The sequence below is a fragment of the Paraburkholderia kururiensis JCM 10599 = LMG 19447 genome (assembly GCF_003986935.1).
Lineage (GTDB): Bacteria > Pseudomonadota > Gammaproteobacteria > Burkholderiales > Burkholderiaceae > Paraburkholderia > Paraburkholderia kururiensis.
Map to the genome: position 1 here is coordinate 138,924 of NZ_RJZE01000015.1, position 18,930 is coordinate 157,853.

18 protein-coding genes and 1 other RNA gene are annotated in these 18,930 nt (G+C 63.8%); 16 read left to right on the forward strand and 3 right to left on the reverse strand.

Going from position 1 to position 18,930, the window contains the following annotated elements; translation table 11 throughout:
- Nucleotides 1–266 precede the first annotated feature (266 nt).
- From edd to PKKP23_RS19250, 4 genes are all read left to right on the forward strand, one after another.
- Nucleotides 267–2,168, forward strand: a complete 1,902-nt coding sequence (edd, locus tag PKKP23_RS19235; RefSeq protein WP_126878056.1) for a phosphogluconate dehydratase — start codon at nt 267–269, stop codon at nt 2,166–2,168.
- 2 nt (nt 2,169–2,170) lie between these two features.
- Nucleotides 2,171–2,812 carry a bifunctional 4-hydroxy-2-oxoglutarate aldolase/2-dehydro-3-deoxy-phosphogluconate aldolase gene (gene eda / locus PKKP23_RS19240; RefSeq protein WP_126878057.1) on the forward strand — a complete coding sequence of 214 codons (642 nt, stop codon included), beginning with the start codon at nt 2,171–2,173 and terminating at the stop codon, nt 2,810–2,812.
- A 338-nt stretch (nt 2,813–3,150) separates the two neighbouring features.
- Entirely contained in the window at nt 3,151–4,545 is a 1,395-nt protein-coding gene (locus tag PKKP23_RS19245) for a GntP family permease (RefSeq protein WP_126878058.1), read from the forward strand.
- Between the two features lie 10 nt (nt 4,546–4,555).
- Complete coding sequence (locus PKKP23_RS19250) at nt 4,556–5,059, forward strand: gluconokinase (protein WP_126878059.1); 504 nt, start codon at nt 4,556–4,558, stop codon at nt 5,057–5,059.
- A gap of 147 nt (nt 5,060–5,206) precedes the next feature.
- On the opposite strand, the gene purB is transcribed toward PKKP23_RS19250, so the two are convergent.
- A complete protein-coding gene (gene purB / locus PKKP23_RS19255; protein WP_017777032.1) occupies nt 5,207–6,595 on the reverse strand; it encodes an adenylosuccinate lyase in 1,389 nt (462 codons plus the stop codon).
- 246 nt (nt 6,596–6,841) lie between these two features.
- Between purB and PKKP23_RS19260 the strand changes: the two genes are divergently transcribed.
- From PKKP23_RS19260 to PKKP23_RS19285, 6 genes are all read left to right on the forward strand, one after another.
- A complete protein-coding gene (locus tag PKKP23_RS19260; protein ID WP_126878060.1) occupies nt 6,842–7,813 on the forward strand; it encodes a LysR family transcriptional regulator in 972 nt (323 codons plus the stop codon).
- Between the two features lie 136 nt (nt 7,814–7,949).
- The gene (locus PKKP23_RS19265; RefSeq protein ID WP_026121897.1) at nt 7,950–9,254 is read left to right on the forward strand and encodes a Glu/Leu/Phe/Val family dehydrogenase; all 1,305 of its coding nucleotides are present in this window, start codon (nt 7,950–7,952) and stop codon (nt 9,252–9,254) included.
- A gap of 156 nt (nt 9,255–9,410) precedes the next feature.
- Nucleotides 9,411–10,304 carry a glutamate/aspartate ABC transporter substrate-binding protein gene (locus PKKP23_RS19270; protein ID WP_017777029.1) on the forward strand — a complete coding sequence of 298 codons (894 nt, stop codon included), beginning with the start codon at nt 9,411–9,413 and terminating at the stop codon, nt 10,302–10,304.
- A gap of 78 nt (nt 10,305–10,382) precedes the next feature.
- A complete protein-coding gene (locus tag PKKP23_RS19275; RefSeq protein WP_017777028.1) occupies nt 10,383–11,123 on the forward strand; it encodes an amino acid ABC transporter permease in 741 nt (246 codons plus the stop codon).
- The gene (gene gltK, locus PKKP23_RS19280; RefSeq protein ID WP_017777027.1) at nt 11,123–11,803 is read left to right on the forward strand and encodes a glutamate/aspartate ABC transporter permease GltK; all 681 of its coding nucleotides are present in this window, start codon (nt 11,123–11,125) and stop codon (nt 11,801–11,803) included. The genes PKKP23_RS19275 and gltK overlap by 1 nt, the downstream gene beginning before the upstream one ends.
- A complete protein-coding gene (locus tag PKKP23_RS19285) occupies nt 11,800–12,525 on the forward strand; it encodes an amino acid ABC transporter ATP-binding protein (protein ID WP_126878061.1) in 726 nt (241 codons plus the stop codon). The genes gltK and PKKP23_RS19285 overlap by 4 nt, the downstream gene beginning before the upstream one ends.
- A 45-nt stretch (nt 12,526–12,570) precedes the next feature.
- Here the strand turns inward: PKKP23_RS19285 and PKKP23_RS19290 are convergent, their stop codons facing one another.
- Entirely contained in the window at nt 12,571–13,509 is a 939-nt protein-coding gene (locus tag PKKP23_RS19290) for a class II glutamine amidotransferase (protein ID WP_081601905.1), read from the reverse strand.
- Between the two features lie 245 nt (nt 13,510–13,754).
- Between PKKP23_RS19290 and pyrC the strand changes: the two genes are divergently transcribed.
- The 3 genes from pyrC to rnpB all read left to right on the forward strand — a co-directional run bounded on the left by pyrC (nt 13,755) and on the right by rnpB (nt 16,285).
- A complete protein-coding gene (gene pyrC, locus PKKP23_RS19295; protein WP_126878062.1) occupies nt 13,755–14,816 on the forward strand; it encodes a dihydroorotase in 1,062 nt (353 codons plus the stop codon).
- Between the two features lie 11 nt (nt 14,817–14,827).
- The gene (locus PKKP23_RS19300; RefSeq protein WP_176049030.1) at nt 14,828–15,808 is read left to right on the forward strand and encodes a DUF3025 domain-containing protein; all 981 of its coding nucleotides are present in this window, start codon (nt 14,828–14,830) and stop codon (nt 15,806–15,808) included.
- Nucleotides 15,809–15,873: 65 nt separating this feature from the next.
- An RNA gene (rnpB, locus tag PKKP23_RS19305) (RNase P RNA component class A) lies at nt 15,874–16,285 on the forward strand.
- Nucleotides 16,286–16,379: 94 nt separating this feature from the next.
- On the opposite strand, the gene PKKP23_RS19310 is transcribed toward rnpB, so the two are convergent.
- Nucleotides 16,380–16,799 (reverse strand): OsmC family protein, encoded by a 420-nt coding sequence (locus PKKP23_RS19310; RefSeq protein ID WP_026121894.1) that lies wholly within the window; start codon nt 16,797–16,799, stop codon nt 16,380–16,382.
- 716 nt (nt 16,800–17,515) lie between these two features.
- On the opposite strand from PKKP23_RS19310, the gene rplM reads away from it, so the two are divergent.
- From rplM to erpA, 3 genes are all read left to right on the forward strand, one after another.
- Nucleotides 17,516–17,944 (forward strand): 50S ribosomal protein L13, encoded by a 429-nt coding sequence (gene rplM, locus PKKP23_RS19315; RefSeq protein ID WP_017777021.1) that lies wholly within the window; start codon nt 17,516–17,518, stop codon nt 17,942–17,944.
- A gap of 11 nt (nt 17,945–17,955) precedes the next feature.
- On the forward strand, nt 17,956–18,348 hold the full coding sequence (rpsI, locus tag PKKP23_RS19320; protein ID WP_017777020.1) for a 30S ribosomal protein S9: 393 nt from the start codon (nt 17,956–17,958) through the stop codon (nt 18,346–18,348).
- Between the two features lie 193 nt (nt 18,349–18,541).
- Nucleotides 18,542–18,907: an iron-sulfur cluster insertion protein ErpA gene (gene erpA, locus PKKP23_RS19325; protein ID WP_017777019.1), complete on the forward strand. Its 366-nt coding sequence runs from the start codon at nt 18,542–18,544 to the stop codon at nt 18,905–18,907.
- Nucleotides 18,908–18,930: the final 23 nt, after the last annotated feature.

Below are 18,930 nucleotides of genomic sequence, written 5' to 3' on the forward strand. Positions count from 1 at the left end.
CTATGCTGAAAGATCCGGGGACTATAGCGGATTGAATGATTGTACAAAAACTACATGATCGGCGTAGGTGTATTCCCTGGGTTGCAGCCAATTTGCCGTGAGGGCTCTCGGGTATTGGGGCTGCGGTGAGTGGGCAAGCAGTCGCGCGCCTGAAAAAGTGCATTGATGGCTTGTAGTTTTTCTACTAACATCTTCGGGCGCGGCCCTCCGCGCCGGTGGCCGCGCAGCGTCAGCGCCACGTCCATGTCAGAGACGAAGGAGATTCGATGGCTTCCCCGCATGCCCAGTTGATGAAGGTCACGCGCCGCGTGATCGAGCGCAGCAAGCCCACGCGCGAGTCGTATCTCGCGCGGATCGAGGCGGCGCAAGGACGCTTTCCGGCCCGCGGCGCGCTCTCATGCGCGAACCTGGCTCACGGATTCGCCGGCATGGAAGGCAACGACAAGTTCGAGATCAAGGCCCTGCGCACGCCCAACATCGGCATCGTTTCGGCCTACAACGAGATGCTCTCGGCGCACGCGCCGTATCGCGACTACCCCGAAGTCATCAAGAGCGCCGCACGCGAGAACGGCGGCGTGGCGCAGTTCGCGGGCGGCGTGCCGGCGATGTGCGACGGTGTCACGCAAGGCAACGCGGGCATGGAGCTGTCGCTTTTCTCGCGCGAAGTGATCGCCATGAGCACGGCGGTCGCGCTCACGCACAACATGTTCGACGCGGCGCTGTGCCTCGGCATCTGCGACAAGATCGTGCCGGGCCTCATGATCGGCGCGCTCCAGTTCGGCCACCTGCCCACCATTTTCGTGCCCGCCGGGCCGATGACGAGCGGCCTCTCCAACGACGAAAAGGCGAAGATCCGCCAGCTCTACGCCACGGGCCAGGTGGGCCGCGACGCGCTGCTCGAATCCGAGGCCGCGGCCTATCACGGGCATGGCACGTGTACCTTCTACGGCACCGCGAACAGCAACCAGATGCTCATGGAAGTGATGGGCATGCATCTGCCCGGTTCCGCGTTCATTCATCCGCATACGCCGTTGCGCGACGAATTGACCGCCGCCGCCGCGCGCCGCGTTCTGGATCTCACCGCGGAGCGCGGCCACTACACGCCGATCGGTCACGTGATCGACGAGAAAGCCATCGTCAACGGCATCGTGGCGCTGCTGGCCACGGGCGGTTCCACGAACCACACGCTGCACCTCGTCGCGATTGCGCGAGCGGCGGGCATCCTGATCGACTGGAACGATTTCGACGAACTCTCTCAGGCCGTGCCGCTGCTCGCGAAGGTCTACCCGAACGGCAAGGCCGACGTGAACCATTTCCACGCGGCAGGCGGCATCGCGTTCCTCGTGCGCAACCTGCTGGAAGGCGGTCTGCTGCACGAGGACGTGAAGACCGTGGCGGGAGAGGGACTTGCTCACTACACGCAAGAGCCGAAGCTGATCGACGGCAAACTCACATGGGTGCCCGGCGTGGCGGAAAGCCAGGATACCGCGGTGCTGCGCGGCATCAAGGAGCCGTTCCAGCCGGACGGCGGCCTGCGGCTCATGCAGGGCAAGCTCGGACGCGGTGTCATCAAAATTTCGGCGGTAGCGGCCCAGCATCGTGTCGTGAAGGCGCCGGCCGTTGTGTTCGACTCGCAGGAAGCGGTGCAGGAAGCGTTCGATCGCGGCGAGCTCAAGCGCGACTTCGTGGCGGTAGTGCGCTTCCAGGGCGCACGCGCCAACGGCATGCCGGAACTGCATCGGCTGACGCCGCTGCTCGGCGTGCTGCAGGATCAGGGCTTTCACGTGGCGCTGGTGACGGACGGCCGCATGTCCGGCGCGTCGGGCAAGGTGCCCGCAGTGATTCACGTGTCGCCCGAAGCGCTGCTGCAAGGGCCGCTTGGCAAGGTGCGCGACGGCGACACGATCGTGATCGACGCCGAAGCCGGTGTGCTCGACGTCGAAGTGGACGAGGCCGAATGGGCCGCGCGACCGGTGGCCGCGCCGCACCATCAGGCGGAAAACGAAGTGGGCTTCGGCCGCGAGCTGTTCGGTGTCTTCCGCGCGGCGGCGGCGCCGGCGGAACTGGGCGCATCGGTGTTCGGCCCGCTCGTAGGTGAAACAACGCGCGAGCAGGCAGACGCCGCGGCATCCCGCGCCCACCACGAACTGCACAAACAAGGAGCTTGAACATGACTGCAAAGACAGTGGCCGAGATCGTACGGCTCGGTCCCGTGATTCCGGTACTCGCATTCGAATCGGTGGAGCAGGGCGAAAACGTGTCGCGCGCGCTGCACGCGGGCGGCGTGAAGGTGCTCGAAATCACCTTGCGCACCGAAGCCGGCCTCAAGGCGATCGAGCGCGCAAGCCAACTGGCGGAAGACATCGTGGTGGGCGTGGGCACGATCACGAAACCGGAGCAGTGCGCGCTGGCGAAGAAAGCCGGGGCTCGCTTCGGCGTGTCGCCGGGCCTCACGAAGGACATGCACCAGGCCGCGCAGGACGCCGGCTTGCCGCTGCTGCCGGGCGTGATGACGCCCACCGACATCATCGTCGCGCTCGAACTCGGCTACGAGATCGTGAAGTTCTTCCCGGCGCAGCCGGCCGGCGGCGTGCCGATGCTGCAGGCGTTCCACGGTCCGTTCCCGACGCTCAAGTTCTGCCCCACGGGCGGCATCACGGCCGAATCGGCGCCCACCTTTCTTGCGCTGCCCAACGTGGTCTGCGTGGGTGGTTCGTGGCTCACGCCGAAGAGCGCGCTCGCCGCGCAGAACTGGGACGAAGTCACGCGGCTTGCCCGCGCGGCAGCCGAACTCGCGCCGCCTGCCCGGTAAGGGTGCTGGATGGTCCGGCGTTCCGCTCGATCGGAATGCCGGGCTGCGGCCATCACGATCCGACGCGCTGGCGTGAGCACAGGCGCCGGGCGGATGTGATGTCGAGCGCGCTGCCGGAACGCACAAAAGCTGCCGTACGGACGTGCCTTGCGAACGTGCGCAGTCCGGCCGATCGGACCCTTCGTGCAGCACGCTCTGCTCGCGCGCAAGCGCTCAAATCTGACAGTAAAATTCAGCGGCCTCGCAGACGAGCCGTAAGCGCAGCCTTGCGCAGAGCCGCCGTCCCGTGCGCCGGCAGCGACTCGCATCCGTTTCCATAACACCAAAGGAGGAGCTTCATGGGAGCCGTCCACGGCAGCATGCTGCTGGTTTTCGCGCTGGTTGCCATTGCCGCGCTGATCCTGCTGATTACGCGCTTCAAGGTTTATCCGTTCCTCGTTCTCATCATCGTCTCGCTGCTGCTCGGCCTCGCCGTCGGCATGCCGATGGATCAGATCGTCAAGTCGTTCGAGACCGGCAACGGCAACACGCTGGGCCACATCGCAATCGTGGTGGGCCTCGGCACCATGCTCGGCAAGATGATGGCGGAGTCGGGCGGCGCGGAGCGCATCGCCACCACGCTCATCGGCTGGTTCGGCGAGAAGAACATCCACTGGGCGATGATGTTCGTGGCGATCATCGTGGGCCTGCCGGTGTTCTTCGAAGTGGGCTTCGTGCTGCTGATCCCGATCGCGTTCAACGTCGCGCAGCGCACCGGCAAGTCGTTGCTGCTGATCGGTCTGCCGATGGTGGCGGGCCTTTCCGTCGTGCACGGGCTCATTCCGCCGCACCCGGCCGCGCTGCTCGCGGTGCAGGCGTATCACGCCGACATCGGCCGCACCATCGCCTACGGGCTGATCGTCGGCGTGCCGACGGCCATTGTCGCTGGTCCCTTGTTTGCGCTGCTGATTCATCGCCACATCAAGCTGACCGCGCCGAATCCGCTCGCGGCGCAGTTCATCGAGGGTGGTGATGGCGCCGCTTCAACGGGCAGCACGGGCGGCGCGGTTCGCCCGCAGCGCGAGCTGCCCGGCTTCGGCATCACGCTTTTCACCATCCTCTTGCCTGTGATCCTGATGCTCGTGGGCAGCTGGGCCGACCTCGTGTTCGCGCCGAAGACCATTCCGAACGGTCTGCTCCACTTCGTCGGCACCTCGGACGTTGCGCTTCTGATTGCGGTACTGGTGAGCTTCTGGACCTTCGGCACGCAACGCGGCTTCACGAAAGAGAAGATCCAGAAGTTTTGCGGCGACTGCCTTGCGCCCATCGCGGGCATCACGTTGATCGTGGGCGCGGGCGGCGGCTTTGGTCGCGTGCTGATGGACAGCGGCATCTCGAAGGAAATCATTTCGCTCGCGCAGAACGCGCAGCTTTCGCCGCTGCTGCTCGGCTGGTTCGTTGCCGCGTTGATCCGCCTTGCAACGGGGTCGGCAACCGTCGCGATGACGACCGCGTGTGGCATCGTCGCGCCGATCGCGTCGGCGAGCGGCGTTCAGGTGCGGCCGGAACTCATGGTGCTCGCCACCGGTTCGGGCTCGCTCATCTTTTCCCACGTGAACGACGGCGGCTTCTGGCTCATCAAGGAGTACTTCGGCATGACCGTCGGTCAGACGTTCAAGACGTGGTCGCTTTGCGAGACGATCATTTCGTTGCTGGGTCTCGGTTTTACGTTCGCACTGGCGGCAGTGCTGTAAGGAGCAGTAGATGATCTTGATAGCAATGGGCGTGTCGGGCGCCGGCAAGTCGCGCATCGGCGAAATGCTGGCGGAGCGCCTTCACTGCAGCTTCACCGACGGCGACGCGTTCCACAGCGCGGCCAACAAGGAGAAGATGCACCGCGGCATTCCCCTCACCGACGACGATCGCTGGCCGTGGCTGCGCACCATTCGCGCGGCGATCGAGGAAAAGCAGCGCGCGGGCGAGACGGCGGTGTTCACGTGTTCGTCGCTCAAGCGCGCGTACCGCGACATTCTGCGCAATGGCGACAGGGACGTGTGGTTCGTCTACCTCAAGGGTTCGATGGAGACGCTGCGCGAGCGCCTGAAGACGCGCACGGGCCACTTCTTCGACCCGTCGCTGCTGCAAAGCCAGCTGGACACGCTCGAAGAGCCGGGCGAGGACGAGGCCGTGGAGGTGAGCATCGACCTTGCGCCGGAGCAGATCGTCGAGAGCGTGCTTGCGCAGTTGAAGGCGCGCGGCGCGTCGTGATCGGCGGGCTGATCTGCCGCGTTTGCGGCGGGCAGGCGTAAAAAAGGCGTTCCTTCAAGGAACGCCTTTTTGCTTTTGAGCGGGCGCTCAGGCAGTCGTCGCTCTCAGGCAACTGCTCAGGCAGCCGCTCACACCGCCGCTCACACGTTACGCAATCCGCTTCGCCAGTTCCTCGGCCTTGCCCGTGTACGAGCCCGGCGTCATGGCGAGCAGGCGCGCTTTCGCATCGGCCGGAATGTTCAGACCACCGATGAACGTCTGCAACGCCTCGCGCGTAATGCCCTTGCCGCGCGTGAGTTCCTTCAGTTGCTCGTACGGGTTCTCGATGCCGTAGCGGCGCATCACCGTCTGCACCGGCTCGGCGAGTACTTCCCAGCAGTTGTCGAGGTCGTCGTTGAGGCGTTGCGGATTGACTTCGAGCTTGTCGAGACCGCGAATCAAGGCGTCATAGGCGAGCAGCGAGTAGCCGAACGCTACGCCGATGTTGCGCAGCACGGTCGAGTCCGTGAGATCGCGCTGCCAGCGCGAGACGGGCAGCTTGTCTGCGAGATGGCGCAGCGTGGCGTTCGCGAGGCCCAGGTTGCCTTCGGAGTTTTCGAAGTCGATCGGGTTGACCTTGTGCGGCATCGTGGACGAACCGATCTCGCCGGCCTTCGTCTTCTGCTTGAAGTAGCCGACTGAGATGTAGCCCCACACGTCGCGATCGAGGTCGAGCAGGATCGTGTTCGCGCGCGCGACCGCGTCGAACAGTTCGGCCATGTAGTCGTGCGGCTCGATCTGGATGGTGTACGGGTTGAACGTGAGCTTGAGCCGATCTTCCACGACCTTGCGCGAGAACGACTCCCAGTCGAAGTCGGGGTACGCCGAGAGGTGCGCGTTGAAGTTGCCCACGGCGCCGTTCATCTTGCCGAGCAGCTCCACCTTCTCGATGCGCGCGATGGCGCGTGCGAGCCGCGCCGCGACGTTGGCGATTTCTTTACCGAGCGTGGTGGGGCTGGCGGGCTGGCCGTGCGTGCGCGAGAGCATCGGCTGAGCGGCCTGCGCATGCGCGATCGCGACAAGGCGCTCATGCACCTTGCGTAGCGCCGGTACCATCACATGCTCGCGCGCGCCGGCCAGCATCATGCCGTGCGACGTGTTGTTGATGTCTTCCGAGGTGCAGGCGAAGTGGATGAACTCGCTTGCGCGCTCCAGTTCCGGCTGACCCTTAACCGACTCCTTGAGCCAGTACTCGACGGCCTTCACGTCGTGATTCGTCACACGCTCGATTTCCTTGATGCGGGCGGCGTCGTGTGCGGTGAAGCGCTCGGCGAGCTGCAACAGGAACTGTTCCGACGCCTCGGAGAAACGCGGCACCTCGGCGAAGCCGGCGTGCGAGAGCGCGATGAGCCAATGGATCTCGACTGTCACGCGGTGGCGCATGAAGGCGGCTTCGGAGAGCCAGTCGCGCAGGGCTTCCGTTTTGGCGGCATAGCGGCCGTCGAGCGGGGAGAGCGCGGTGAGCGCGTAGAGGGTGTCGGGGCGGGTGTCGGACATGATGGGACGAGCCGGAGGCGGGTGAGATCGGAAACGGGGAGAACCGCGAATTTTACCACCGACGCGCGGCTGCCCCGACCGTGGGCGGTCGGCCCGGAGAGCCGCCGATGAGCCGACGGAGACGCTTCGTCGGCGCGTTGCCGCAAAGCAAAGGTCCTGAGCCGAGGCCGGTGGCGGCGCGCCCGCTAGAATGCAGGCTTTCCCGCCGCGCCCCCGCGGCGGTCCTGTCCTCCCACGCCGCCCGCCATGGAACTCAAGTGGCTCGAAGATTTCGTTTCGCTCGCCGAAACCCGTAGTTTCAGCCGGTCCGCCGAGTTGCGGCACGTCACCCAGCCCGCCTTCTCGCGGCGCATCCAGGCGCTGGAAGCGTGGCTCGGCACGGAACTGATCGACCGTTCGGTTTATCCGACGCGCCTGACGCCCGCCGGCCAGGTGTTCTACGAGCAGGCGCTCGCGATGCTCTCGCAATTCCACGAGGCGCGCACGCTGCTGCGCGGCCACATGGCGACACCTGCGGCCACCATCGAATTCGCGGTGCCGCACACGCTGTCGCTCACGTACTTTCCGCGCTGGCTGCAGCGCATCGAGGCGCAGTTGGGCCCCGTGCATGCGCGCCTGCGCGCGCTGAACGTGCACGACGCGCTGCTTTCGCTGGTGGAAGGCGGCTGCGATCTGGTGATGGGCTACCACCATCCGAGTCATCCTGTCGCACTGGACCCCGCGCGCTACGACATGCTCACGCTCGGCACCGAGCCGATCAGTCCGTTCTCGGCGCCAGGACGCGCCGGCCGCGCACGTCACACGCTGCCGGGCACGCCGGATGCGCCGGCACCTTACCTGTCGTACACACCGAACGCGTATCTCGGACGCATGACGGAAGTGATCATCGCCAACGCGCCCACCCGGCTCTATCTGGACCGCATCTACGAGACCGATATGGCCGAGGGCTTGAAGGCGATGGCGCTGGCGGGCCACGGCATCGCGTTTCTCCCGCATAGCGCGGTGGAGGACGCGGTGGCCGAGGGCAAGCTGATACGCCTCGACCGCGCGACGCGCGGCGTGGCGCAGGACCGGTTCACGCTGACCATGGAGATCCGGCTCTATCGCGACAAGCTTGCCGCGCAGGGCGACGATCCGCGTCATGTGCTGATGAGGAAGCTGTGGGACGTCGTGTCGGCAGAACTGGCCTTGGCCCAGCAGGCGGGCGCACGCAACTGAGCGCCGCGTCCGCGGCAGGTTTTTTCGCTTTTGCCGACGTTATGCAAGAAAAACATAACGCAATGACCAAACGGCATTGGATTTCAGCAGATCGATTTTCGACAATGGCGACCATTCGTTGACCGCTGGAGCGTTCATGTCTTCCCAACCGCAGTCCGCAGCACCCGATCTTTCCATTCCCTCGTATCTCAACGCCGACAACCTCGGCCCCTGGGGCAACTATCTGCGCCAGGTGGACCGCGTCGCGCCCTACCTCGGCTCGCTCTCGCGCTGGCTCGAAACGCTGAAGCGTCCGAAGCGCATTCTGATCGTCGATGTGCCCATCGAGCTGGACAACGGCACGGTTGCGCACTTCGAGGGCTATCGCGTGCAGCACAACGTCTCGCGCGGTCCCGGTAAGGGCGGCGTGCGTTACCACCAGGACGTGACGCTCTCGGAAGTGATGGCGCTTTCCGCGTGGATGTCGGTGAAGAACGCGGCCGTGAACGTGCCGTACGGCGGCGCGAAGGGCGGCATCCGCGTCGATCCGCGCAAGCTTTCACGCGGCGAACTGGAGCGCGTGACGCGCCGCTACACGAGTGAGATCGGCATCATCATCGGCCCGAACACCGACATTCCGGCGCCGGACGTCAACACCAACGAACAGGTGATGGCGTGGATGATGGACACGTACTCGATGAACCAGGGCCAGACGGCGACCGGCGTCGTGACCGGCAAGCCGATCGCGCTGGGCGGCTCGCTTGGCCGCCGTGAGGCAACGGGTCGCGGCGTGTTCGTGGTGGGCTGCGAAGCGGCGCGCCGCACGGGCCTCGCGATCGAAGGCGCTCGCGTGGCGGTGCAGGGCTTCGGGAATGTGGGCGGCATTGCAGCGCGCCTCTTCCAGGAAGCGGGTTCGAAGATCGTGGCCGTGCAGGACCACACCGGCTCGCTGTACAAATCGACCGGCATGGACGCTGCCGCGCTGCTGGAACACGTGGCGAAGACGGGTGGCGTGGCCGGCTTCACCGGCGCCGACCCGCTTTCCAACGACGAGTTCTGGACGGTGGAGACGGACATCCTGATCCCGGCGGCACTGGAAAACCAGATCACGGAGAAGAACGCCGGCAAGATCCGCACGAAGATCATTGTGGAAGGGGCGAACGGCCCGACCACGACCGCGGCCGACGACATCCTCCACGACAAGGGCGTGCTCGTGATTCCCGATGTGGTGGCCAACGCGGGCGGTGTGACCGTGTCGTACTTCGAGTGGGTGCAGGACTTCTCGAGCTTCTTCTGGACCGAAGAGGAAATCAACCAGCGTCTGGAGCGCGTGATGCGCGAGGCATTCGCGGCGGTCTGGCAGGTGGCGAGCGAGCACAACGTTTCGATGCGTACGGCCGCGTTCATCGTGGCGTGCAAGCGCATTCTGATGGCGCGCGAACTGCGCGGCCTGTACCCCTGATATAGCCTGCAGCAAGTCTTACCGGAAGCGGACGGCGTCGCGACGATGCCGTCCGCTTTTGTGCACCAGAAGACGCCTGTCTGACATGGTTTACAACAATAACTTTCAGTTAAATTACTTTGATAAACTGCGCCCGTTCTAGCCAAGGAGATCAGAATGAAGGTTAAAAAAGCTGCGCTGCTTCTCGCCACCCTCGGTTTCGTTGCCTGCGCCGCGAACGCGCAGGAAAGTGGTACGTTGAAGAAGATCAAGGACACGGGCGTGATCGCGCTGGGTCATCGCGAATCGTCCATTCCGTTCTCGTATTACGACGACAAGCAGAACGTCATCGGCTACTCGTACGAGTTCCAGATGAAGGTCGTGGACGCGGTCAAGCAGAAGCTGAACATGCCTAACCTGAAGGTCAAGTTCATCCCCGTCACCTCGCAGAACCGCATTCCGCTCGTGCAGAACGGCACGGTGGATATCGAGTGCGGCTCGACCACGAACAACCTGGAACGCCAGCAGCAGGCCGCGTTCTCGGACACGATCTTCGTGATCGGTACGCGCCTCATGACGAAGAAGGACTCGGGCATCAAGGACTTCGCCGACCTGAAGGGCAAGACCGTCGTGACGACGGCCGGCACCACGTCGGAGCGCCTGCTGCGCAAGATGAACCAGGACAAGAACCTGGGCATGAACATCATCAGCGCGAAGGACCACGGCGAGTCGTTCCAGACGCTGGAAACGGGCCGTGCCGTCGCCTTCATGATGGACGACGCGCTGCTTGCGGGCGAACGCGCGAAGTCGAAGACGCCGGGCGACTACGTGATCGTGGGCGCACCGCAATCGCGCGAAGCGTACGGCTGCATGATGCGCAAGAACGACCCCGAGTTCAAAAAGGTGGTGGACGACGCGATCGCGAAGGTCGAGACGTCGGGCGAAGCGGACAAGATCTACAAGAAGTGGTTCGAATCGCCGATCCCGCCGAAGGGCCTCAACCTGAACTTCCCGGAGAGCGACGACATGAAGGCGCTCTTCAAGAGCCCGAACGACAAGGCAATCGACTAAGCAGTCTCGAACGCCTACGTTGAACAGAACGGAAGAAGCCTGTGCTTCTTCCGTTCTTTTTGTTGGAGAGTCTTCGCCATGTCTTATCACTGGAACTGGGGCATTCTGCTGAGTCCGGTTTCCACCGGCGAGCCCACGACCTATCTCGGCTGGCTGTTGTCCGGCATGCGCGTGACGGTCACCGTGGGGCTGGTCGCCTGGGTGATCGCGCTTGTCGTCGGGTCGTTGTTCGGCGTGCTGCGCACGGTGCCGAACAAGTGGCTTGCGGGCATCGGTACTGTCTACGTTGCGATTTTCCGCAACGTTCCGCTCATCGTGCAGTTTTTCGTCTGGTACTTCGTCATACCGGAACTCGTGCCCAAGGGGCTGGGCGACTGGTTCAAGCAGTTGCCGCCGGGTGCGCAATTCTTCTCGGCGTCGGTGATCTGTCTGGGCCTCTTTACCGCCGCACGTGTGTGCGAGCAGGTGCGCTCGGGCATCAACGCGCTGCCGCGCGGCCAGCGCGCCGCGGGTCTCGCCATGGGCTTCACGCAGTGGCAGACGTATCGCTACGTGTTGCTGCCCGTGGCGTATCGCGTGATCGTGCCGCCGCTCACGTCCGAGTTCCTCAACATCTTCAAGAACTCGGCGGTGGCTTCCACCATCGGTCTGCTCGATCTTTCGGCGCAGGCCCGGCAACTCGTGGACTACACGGCGCAGACCTATGAGTCGTTCATCGCCGTCACGCTGGCGTACGTGGTGATCAATCTCGTGGTGATGACGCTGATGCGGTTCGTCGAGCAGAAAGCGCGGCTGCCAGGCTACATCGGAGGCAAGTGATGAGTCATCAATTCGACTGGAGCGGCATTCCCGGCGCAATGCCCACGCTCGCCACGGGCGCCGTAGTCACGCTGAAGATCACGATCATCGCGATCGTGATCGGCATTATCTGGGGCACGCTGCTCGCGCTCATGCGCCTGTCCGGCGCGAAGCCGCTCGAATGGTTTGCGAAGAGCTACGTCACGGTGTTCCGCTCGATACCGCTCGTGATGGTGCTGCTGTGGTTCTTCCTGATCGTGCCGCAGGTGCTGCAGAACCTGCTGGGGCTGTCGCCCGATATCGACATCCGCTTTGCGTCGGCGCTCGTCGCGTTTTCGCTCTTCGAAGCCGCGTATTACTCGGAGATCATTCGCGCCGGCATTCAGGCCGTGCCGCGCGGGCAGGTCAACGCATCGTTCGCGCTCGGCATGACCTATGGGCAGGCAATGCGCCTCGTGGTGCTGCCGCAGGCGTTTCGCGCGATGGTGCCGCTGCTGCTCACGCAGGCCATCGTGCTCTTCCAGGATACGTCGCTCGTCTACGTGATCAGCCTTGCCGATTTCTTTCGCACAGCGACGAATATTGGCGATCGTGACGGCACGATGGTCGAAATGGTACTGTTCGCCGGTGCTTGCTACTTCGTGGTTTGCGTGGTGGCGTCGGGCCTCGTCAAGAGTCTTCAGAGAAAGGTCGCAAGATGATTTCCATCAAGAATGTTTCCAAGTGGTACGGCCACTTTCAGGTACTCACCGACTGCACGACGGAAGTGAAGAAGGGCGAGGTTGTCGTGGTATGCGGCCCGTCGGGCTCGGGCAAATCGACACTCATCAAGACCGTGAACGGCCTCGAGCCGTTCCAGAAGGGCGAGATTCTCGTGAACGGTCAGTCGGTGGGTGACAAGAAGACCAATCTGTCGAAGCTGCGCTCGAAGGTGGGCATGGTGTTTCAGCACTTCGAACTGTTCCCGCATCTCTCGATTACCGAGAACCTCACGCTCGCGCAGGTGAAGGTGCTCGGACGTTCGAAGGATGAGGCGTCGGCCAAAGGCCTGAAGCTGCTCGATCGCGTGGGTCTCAAGGCGCATGCCGACAAATACCCGGGTCAGCTTTCGGGCGGTCAGCAGCAGCGTGTGGCGATTGCACGCGCGCTTTCGATGGACCCCATCGCGATGCTGTTCGACGAGCCGACCTCGGCGCTCGACCCCGAGATGATCAACGAAGTGCTCGACGTGATGGTGGAACTCGCGCAGGAAGGCATGACGATGATGTGCGTGACCCACGAAATGGGCTTCGCGAAGAAGGTCGCGCACCGCGTGATCTTCATGGACAAGGGCGTCATCGTGGAAGACGACCGCAAGGAAGACTTCTTCGCCAATCCGAAGTCGGACCGTGCGAAGGACTTCCTCGCGAAGATCCTGCACTGAGCGTTAGCGCAGCGCATGCGGCTCACGCAGCCGCGTGCGCCGTTTTCAGGACTCGACGGCCGCCCGGTCGTCGTCTGCTTCGAAATCCACAGCGGCAGTAGCTTCCAGCTTTGCCTGCACCTGCGCCGCCTGCGCGACCGTGCTGGCCGACGCGGACCTGTCGCATTCGGGATGGCGCAGCTTCTCCAGCACCGAAGCCGGCACTGGCACATTCTTGCGCGCAGTCACTTCCCCGTTCTGGAACATCAGCAGGTCGCCGGGCGCGAAGCGCGTCCAGACTTCGTTGTCCGTGAGCGGCTGCGTGGCGATCACGGCGACGCGGTCCTCCGGCGTGGTGTACTTGGCGAAGTCGATCGAAACGTCGGCGTCCACGAGGTGCGCCGTCGAGAATGGCCAACTGCGCACCAGGTAGTGCAGGTGTGTCGAGCAGTGCGCGAAGAGCGCCTGGCCGTTCGACATCAGGAAATTGAACACGCCGTACTGGGTGATCTCGCGCGTGAGCGAGGCGACGGCCTCGAAGAGTTCGTCGAGCGGCGGCTGGGCGCCGGGAAACGCCTTGCGCAGGCCTTCGAGAACGGCGCAGAACGCCAGTTCGCTGTCTGTCGTACCGACCGGCTGGTAGACGCCGGAAAGAGCAGGGCGGTAGTCCTGCAGATCGCCGTTGTGGGCGAAGATCCAGTGCCGGCCCCATAGTTCGCGCAGAAACGGATGGCAATTCTCGAGCAGGATGTGCCCCTGCGTCGCCTTGCGAATATGCGCAATGGTGTTTTTCGATTTGATCGGATAGCGCTTCACCATCTCGGCGAGCGGTGAAGTGGCGGAAGACTGGTGGTCGATGAAGAGCCGGCAGGCTTTGTCCTCGAAGAACGCGATGCCCCAGCCGTCGGCGTGGTGATCGGTGACGCCGCCGCGCGCCGCAAAACCGGTGAAGGAGAACGTGACGTCCGTCGGCGCGGCGCAGTTCATTCCAAGAAGTTGGCACATGGTGCGGAAGCGGGGCGCGGGCCTTCAGTGCGGCCCGGTACAATAACGATTTTCCAAGGATAGCACCGAGCTACGCGCGTCAAATTGGAAAATTGGCGCCCAAAGGCGTGCCAGTTTCCCGCTGTTGCGCGATGTCCACGGCGCGCCGTGGACGAGTTTCGAGGTTCATGCCGCGTGTGGCCTTGCATTTTGCCCGGCCGCTCTTCAGTCCTGTCCCCTGTGGTCCGTTTCCCTTCCCTGTTGCCATGAACGCTTCCGCTCCCGTCATCGACACCTTGACCCTTGCCCGCCCCGACGACTGGCACCTGCACGTGCGCGACGGCGCCATGCTGGCCGCGGTGCTGCCGCATACGGCGCGCCAGTTCGGTCGCGCGATCATCATGCCGAACCTCAAGCCGCCGGTGACCACTACCGTGCTGGCGCAGGCGTATCGCGAGCGGATCGTGGCAGCGATTCCGGCCGGCGTGCGCTTCGAGCCGCTGATGACGCTCTACCTCACCGACAACACGCCGCCCGACGAGATCCGCCGCGCCCGCGAAAGCGGCTTCGTGCACGGCGTGAAGCTTTATCCGGCAGGTGCGACGACAAACTCGGACGCGGGCGTGACCGATATCCGCAAATGCGCAAAGACGCTCGAAGCGATGCAGGAAACGGGCATGCCGCTGCTGGTTCACGGTGAAGTGACCCATGCCGAGATCGATCTGTTCGACCGCGAGAAGGTCTTCATCGACCGCGTGATGACGCCGCTGCGCCGCGATTTCCCGGCGCTCAAGGTCGTGTTCGAACACATCACGACGAAGGACGCCGTCGACTACATCCGCGCAGACAGCGCGAAGCCGGGGCTGCTCGGCGCGACCATCACGGCGCATCACCTGCTCTATAACCGCAACGCGATTTTCCAGGGCGGCATTCGCCCGCACTATTACTGCTTGCCGGTGCTCAAGCGCGAGACGCACCGCGTCGCGCTCGTGGAGGCCGCGACGTCGGGCGACCCGCGTTTTTTCCTCGGCACCGATAGCGCGCCGCACCCGAAGGGCCTCAAGGAACACGCGTGCGGGTGCGCCGGCTGCTACACGGCGCTGCACGCACTCGAACTTTACGCAGAAGCCTTCGATCAGGCGGGCGCCCTGGACAAGCTGGAAGGTTTCGCGAGCTTCTTCGGCGCGGACTTCTACGGTCTGCCGCGCAGCGCCGAGCGTGTGACCTTGCGGCGCGAGACGTGGACGCTGCCGGCCGAGGTAGTCGCGGGCGACACACCTGTCGTGCCGCTGCGCGGGGGCGAAACGATCGGCTGGCGGCTGGTCTGACGGCAGCCGCGATGCCGCACAAGGCGGCGAGCGATGCGTGGGCGAAGGCGGAGGTGCCGGCCGGGGCGGTGGCGCCATGGGATGCCGCGGGCGTCGCGGCATCGCAAGCTCCGCTTACGTCCGCGGATCGGGTCGAACCGCAAAAACCGGCCTTGGCGGATGCGGACTGCGCTGTCCGAAGCGACCCGGCCGGCTTTGGCCGGATCGATTGGTCGCAACCGTGGTTCCAGCAGTTCGCTGCGCGCGGTGTGCGCTGGCAGCAGGCGGCGCTTCACGGCTACCCCCCGTTTCTCTCCGAGCTCAATGCGGATGCGCAGGCGTCCGGGCAGACGACTGGCCGAGGCCGGCCGCTCGCGTTCATCGCCCAGGACGACCTGCCGCCCGGCGCCGCCTACGAGGCGCATATCGCGGCCACCGGCTGCGTACCGACGCGGCACAACCTCCATGATTTCTTCAACGCGCTGGTGTGGTTCTCGTTTCCGCGCGTCAAGGCGGCCCTGAACGCCCGGCAGGCCGAGCAGCTCGACTTGCTCGGCGTAGGCCCAACGCGCGGCGGCGTGCGTGACGCGCTCACCTTGTTCGACGAGAACGCCGTGATCTTCGCCAGCGCGAACCCCGAACAAACCGCGGCGTTGCGTGCCTTCGACTGGCACACGCTTTTCGTTGCGCATCGCGCGGGTTGGGGAGGGGACCGCGAGGTCCGATGCTTCGGGCACGCGCTGCTCGAAAAGCTCATGGCGCCGTTCAAGGCCTGCACGGCGCACGCGTGGATCGTCGAGGTGCCCACGGCCTATTTTTCGTGGGACAGGGCGCAGCGCGACGCGTGGCTCGATGCGGCGGTGAGCGAAGCGCTCGCGCGTGACACCGAACTCAGCGGCCAGCGCTTTGCGCCGCTGCCCGTACTGGGTATTCCCGGCTGGTGGAGTGCAAACGAAGCCGCGGGGTTCTATGACGACCCGTCGGTATTTCGCAAGGGACGGCGGCAACGGTAGGCAACGGCTCTGCGCTCCGCCGTTGCAAATGGCCGGGCGCCCCACATGTTAAGATCGCGCTTCGCAAAGCAGGCCGGGCAGTCGCGGCCTCGCGGGCTTCGGTCCGCGGGGGCGAGGAAAGTCCGGACTCCATAGGGCAGGGTGATGGCTAACGGCCATCCGTGGCGACACGCGGAACAGGGCAACAGAGAACAGACCGCCGATGGCCCGGCTCAGCCGGGATCAGGTAAGGGTGAAACGGTGCGGTAAGAGCGCACCGCGGCTGCGGCGACGCAGACGGCACGGCAACCTCCACCCGGAGCAATTCCAAGTAGGCAGGCGCGTATCTTCGCGATACAGGACGGGGCCCCCGTTTCGTCTGCGGGTAGGAAGCTTGAGCGCGCCAGCAATGACGCGCCTAGAGGAATGGCTGCCACGCGCGCAGCGCCGCAAGGCGCCGCGTGTGCACAGAATCCGGCTTACAGGCCTGCTTTGCCGCTTCATTCAGGAAAAAAGCCGGCGTCGATAACCGACGCCGGCTTTTTTTCGGCTCATCGATGAGCCGGCGCGTGCCGATGCGCACGCGGGCGCGTCAGATCGCGACGATATCGAACGAATGCGTGAGTTCGGCTGTTTTTGCGAGCATGATCGACGCCGAGCAGTACTTGTCGTGCGAAAGATTGATTGCGCGTTCGACGGTGGCCGGATTGAGATTCTTGCCCGTCACCGTGAAGTGGAAATGGATCTTCGTGAAGACCTTCGGGTCCTCGCTCGCGCGGTCGGCTTTCAGCGTCACGGAGCAGTCACTCACTTCCTGACGGCTCTTCTTCAGGATCATCACGACGTCATAGGCTGTGCAGCCGCCGGTGCCGAGCAGAACCATTTCCATAGGGCGCGGCGCGAGGTTGCGGCCGCCGCCTTCCGGGGCGCCGTCCATGGCCACAAGGTGGCCGCTGCCGGTTTCGGCGGCAAACGCCATTCCTTCGCCCATCCAGCTTACTTTGCATTCCATGCGTGTACTCCAGCCGTCTGGCTCAAACGTCAAGGCGGCAATTGTAGCCCGGTGTCTTCCGCGACGTTTCCCGGTATTGCCCGGCGTAATCCCATGGCGTGATGGCGTTTGCCCATCGGACTGCCGCCTTGCCTTTCGCGGAAACGTGTGACCGAAGAATGGCGCGCGGTCGCAATTCTTTAGGGGTTTTACTCTAAAACGCGCGCGCTACGCGGGGTGCCACTGCCGCTAACGGGCTGATTTCCTTGAAGGTAGGACTTCTCGCTGTGCGAAGCGCATCGTTTCACATAGTGGTTTATGATTTCGCAATGCAAATATTCTTGCGTCGCACAAGCGCTGTCCGTATAATTGCGTTCATTGGTGATCGAGTTGTTCATCACCTCAGCATGTCTCCTCCACCCTCCTCCTTTGGTGGATTAAGCCCGAACCAAAAGCGTTCGGGCTTTTTTTCGTCCGTTGCAAGCATGGTTGCAACGCGTTTGCCGGGCGGTAAGCGTTCACTCCGGCATAGACGAGGGACCGACGGCGCTTGCGCGACGCCTCCTTGCCGCCACGTCAGGCCGGCTTTGACGTAGTCCGCCAATTTCCTTTATAATTCAGGGCTTTTCCGTATCATGCCCACGGAAGAAGAACAGGGAGAGCCTGCGCCAGCGCCTCGGAGCGCTTTTCAACAAGCAGGAAAGAACACAGGGCACTGCATTTTTATTGGATCGATCATGAAGACGTTTTCCGCAAAAGCCCATGAGGTGACGCGTGAATGGTACGTGATTGACGCGACGGATAAGGTTCTCGGCCGTGTCGCCAGCGAAGTGGCACGCCGTCTGCGCGGCAAGCACAAGCCTGAGTTCACCCCGCACGTCGATACCGGCGATTTCATCATCGTCGTCAACGCGAGCAAGCTCAAGGTCACGGGCAACAAGACCACCGACAAGAAGTACTACCGTCACTCGGGCTACCCGGGCGGTATCTATGAAACGACGTTCGGCAAGATGCAGGAACGCTTCCCGGGCCGCGCGCTCGAGAAGGCAGTGAAGGGCATGCTGCCGAAGGGCCCGCTCGGCTACGCGATGATCAAGAAGCTGAAGGTCTACGCCGAAGCAACGCATCCGCACTCGGCTCAGCAGCCGAAAGCGCTCGAGATCTAAGGGGAGCCCACATGATCGGTAACTGGAACTACGGTACGGGCCGCCGCAAGAGCGCAGTCGCTCGTGTCTTCATCAAGTCGGGCAAGGGCGAGATCGTCGTCAACGGCAAGCCTATCGCCGACTACTTCTCGCGTGAAACCTCGCTGATGATCGTGCGCCAGCCGCTTGAGCTCACGAACCACGGCGCCACGTTCGACATCAAGGTGAACGTGACCGGTGGCGGCGAAACGGGTCAGGCAGGCGCTGTGCGCCACGGCATCACCCGCGCGCTGATCGACTACGACGCGACGCTGAAGCCGGCACTGTCGAGCGCCGGGTTTGTCACCCGCGACGCACGTGAAGTGGAACGTAAGAAGGTCGGTTTCCACAAGGCACGCCGCCGCAAGCAGTTCTCGAAGCGTTAAGCGCTTCACTGGCTGTCCCGCGCACATTGGGTGCGGGGCGCCGGGACCGCAAAAAGCCGCCCGCGCAGATGCGCCGGCGGCTTTTTCGTCTGTATAGCCGGCCGCGTGGAGAACCCCTTGATTTTGTGGGCTTAAAGCACGACTTTGGGATCAGTCCTACAATACCGGCTAAAGGCTTTTTTGGAGAGTTCGAATGAACGCTGTGACCGACACCCCCGTGACCGACATGCCGGGTCCCTTCGTCTTCACGGACGCAGCGGCTGACAAGGTCAAACAACTGATTGACGAAGAAGGCAACCCCGAGCTGAAGCTGCGCGTGTTCGTGCAAGGCGGCGGCTGCTCCGGCTTTCAATACGGCTTCACGTTCGACGAGACGACCAACGAGGACGACACCGTGATGGTGAAGAACGGCGTCCAGTTGCTGATCGACGCCATGAGCTACCAGTACCTGGTGGGCGCTGAGATCGACTACAAGGACGACCTCAACGGCGCACAGTTCGTCATCAAGAACCCGAACGCCTCGACTACCTGCGGTTGCGGCTCGTCGTTCTCGGTCTGATCGACCTGAGGTTGTACGGCGGG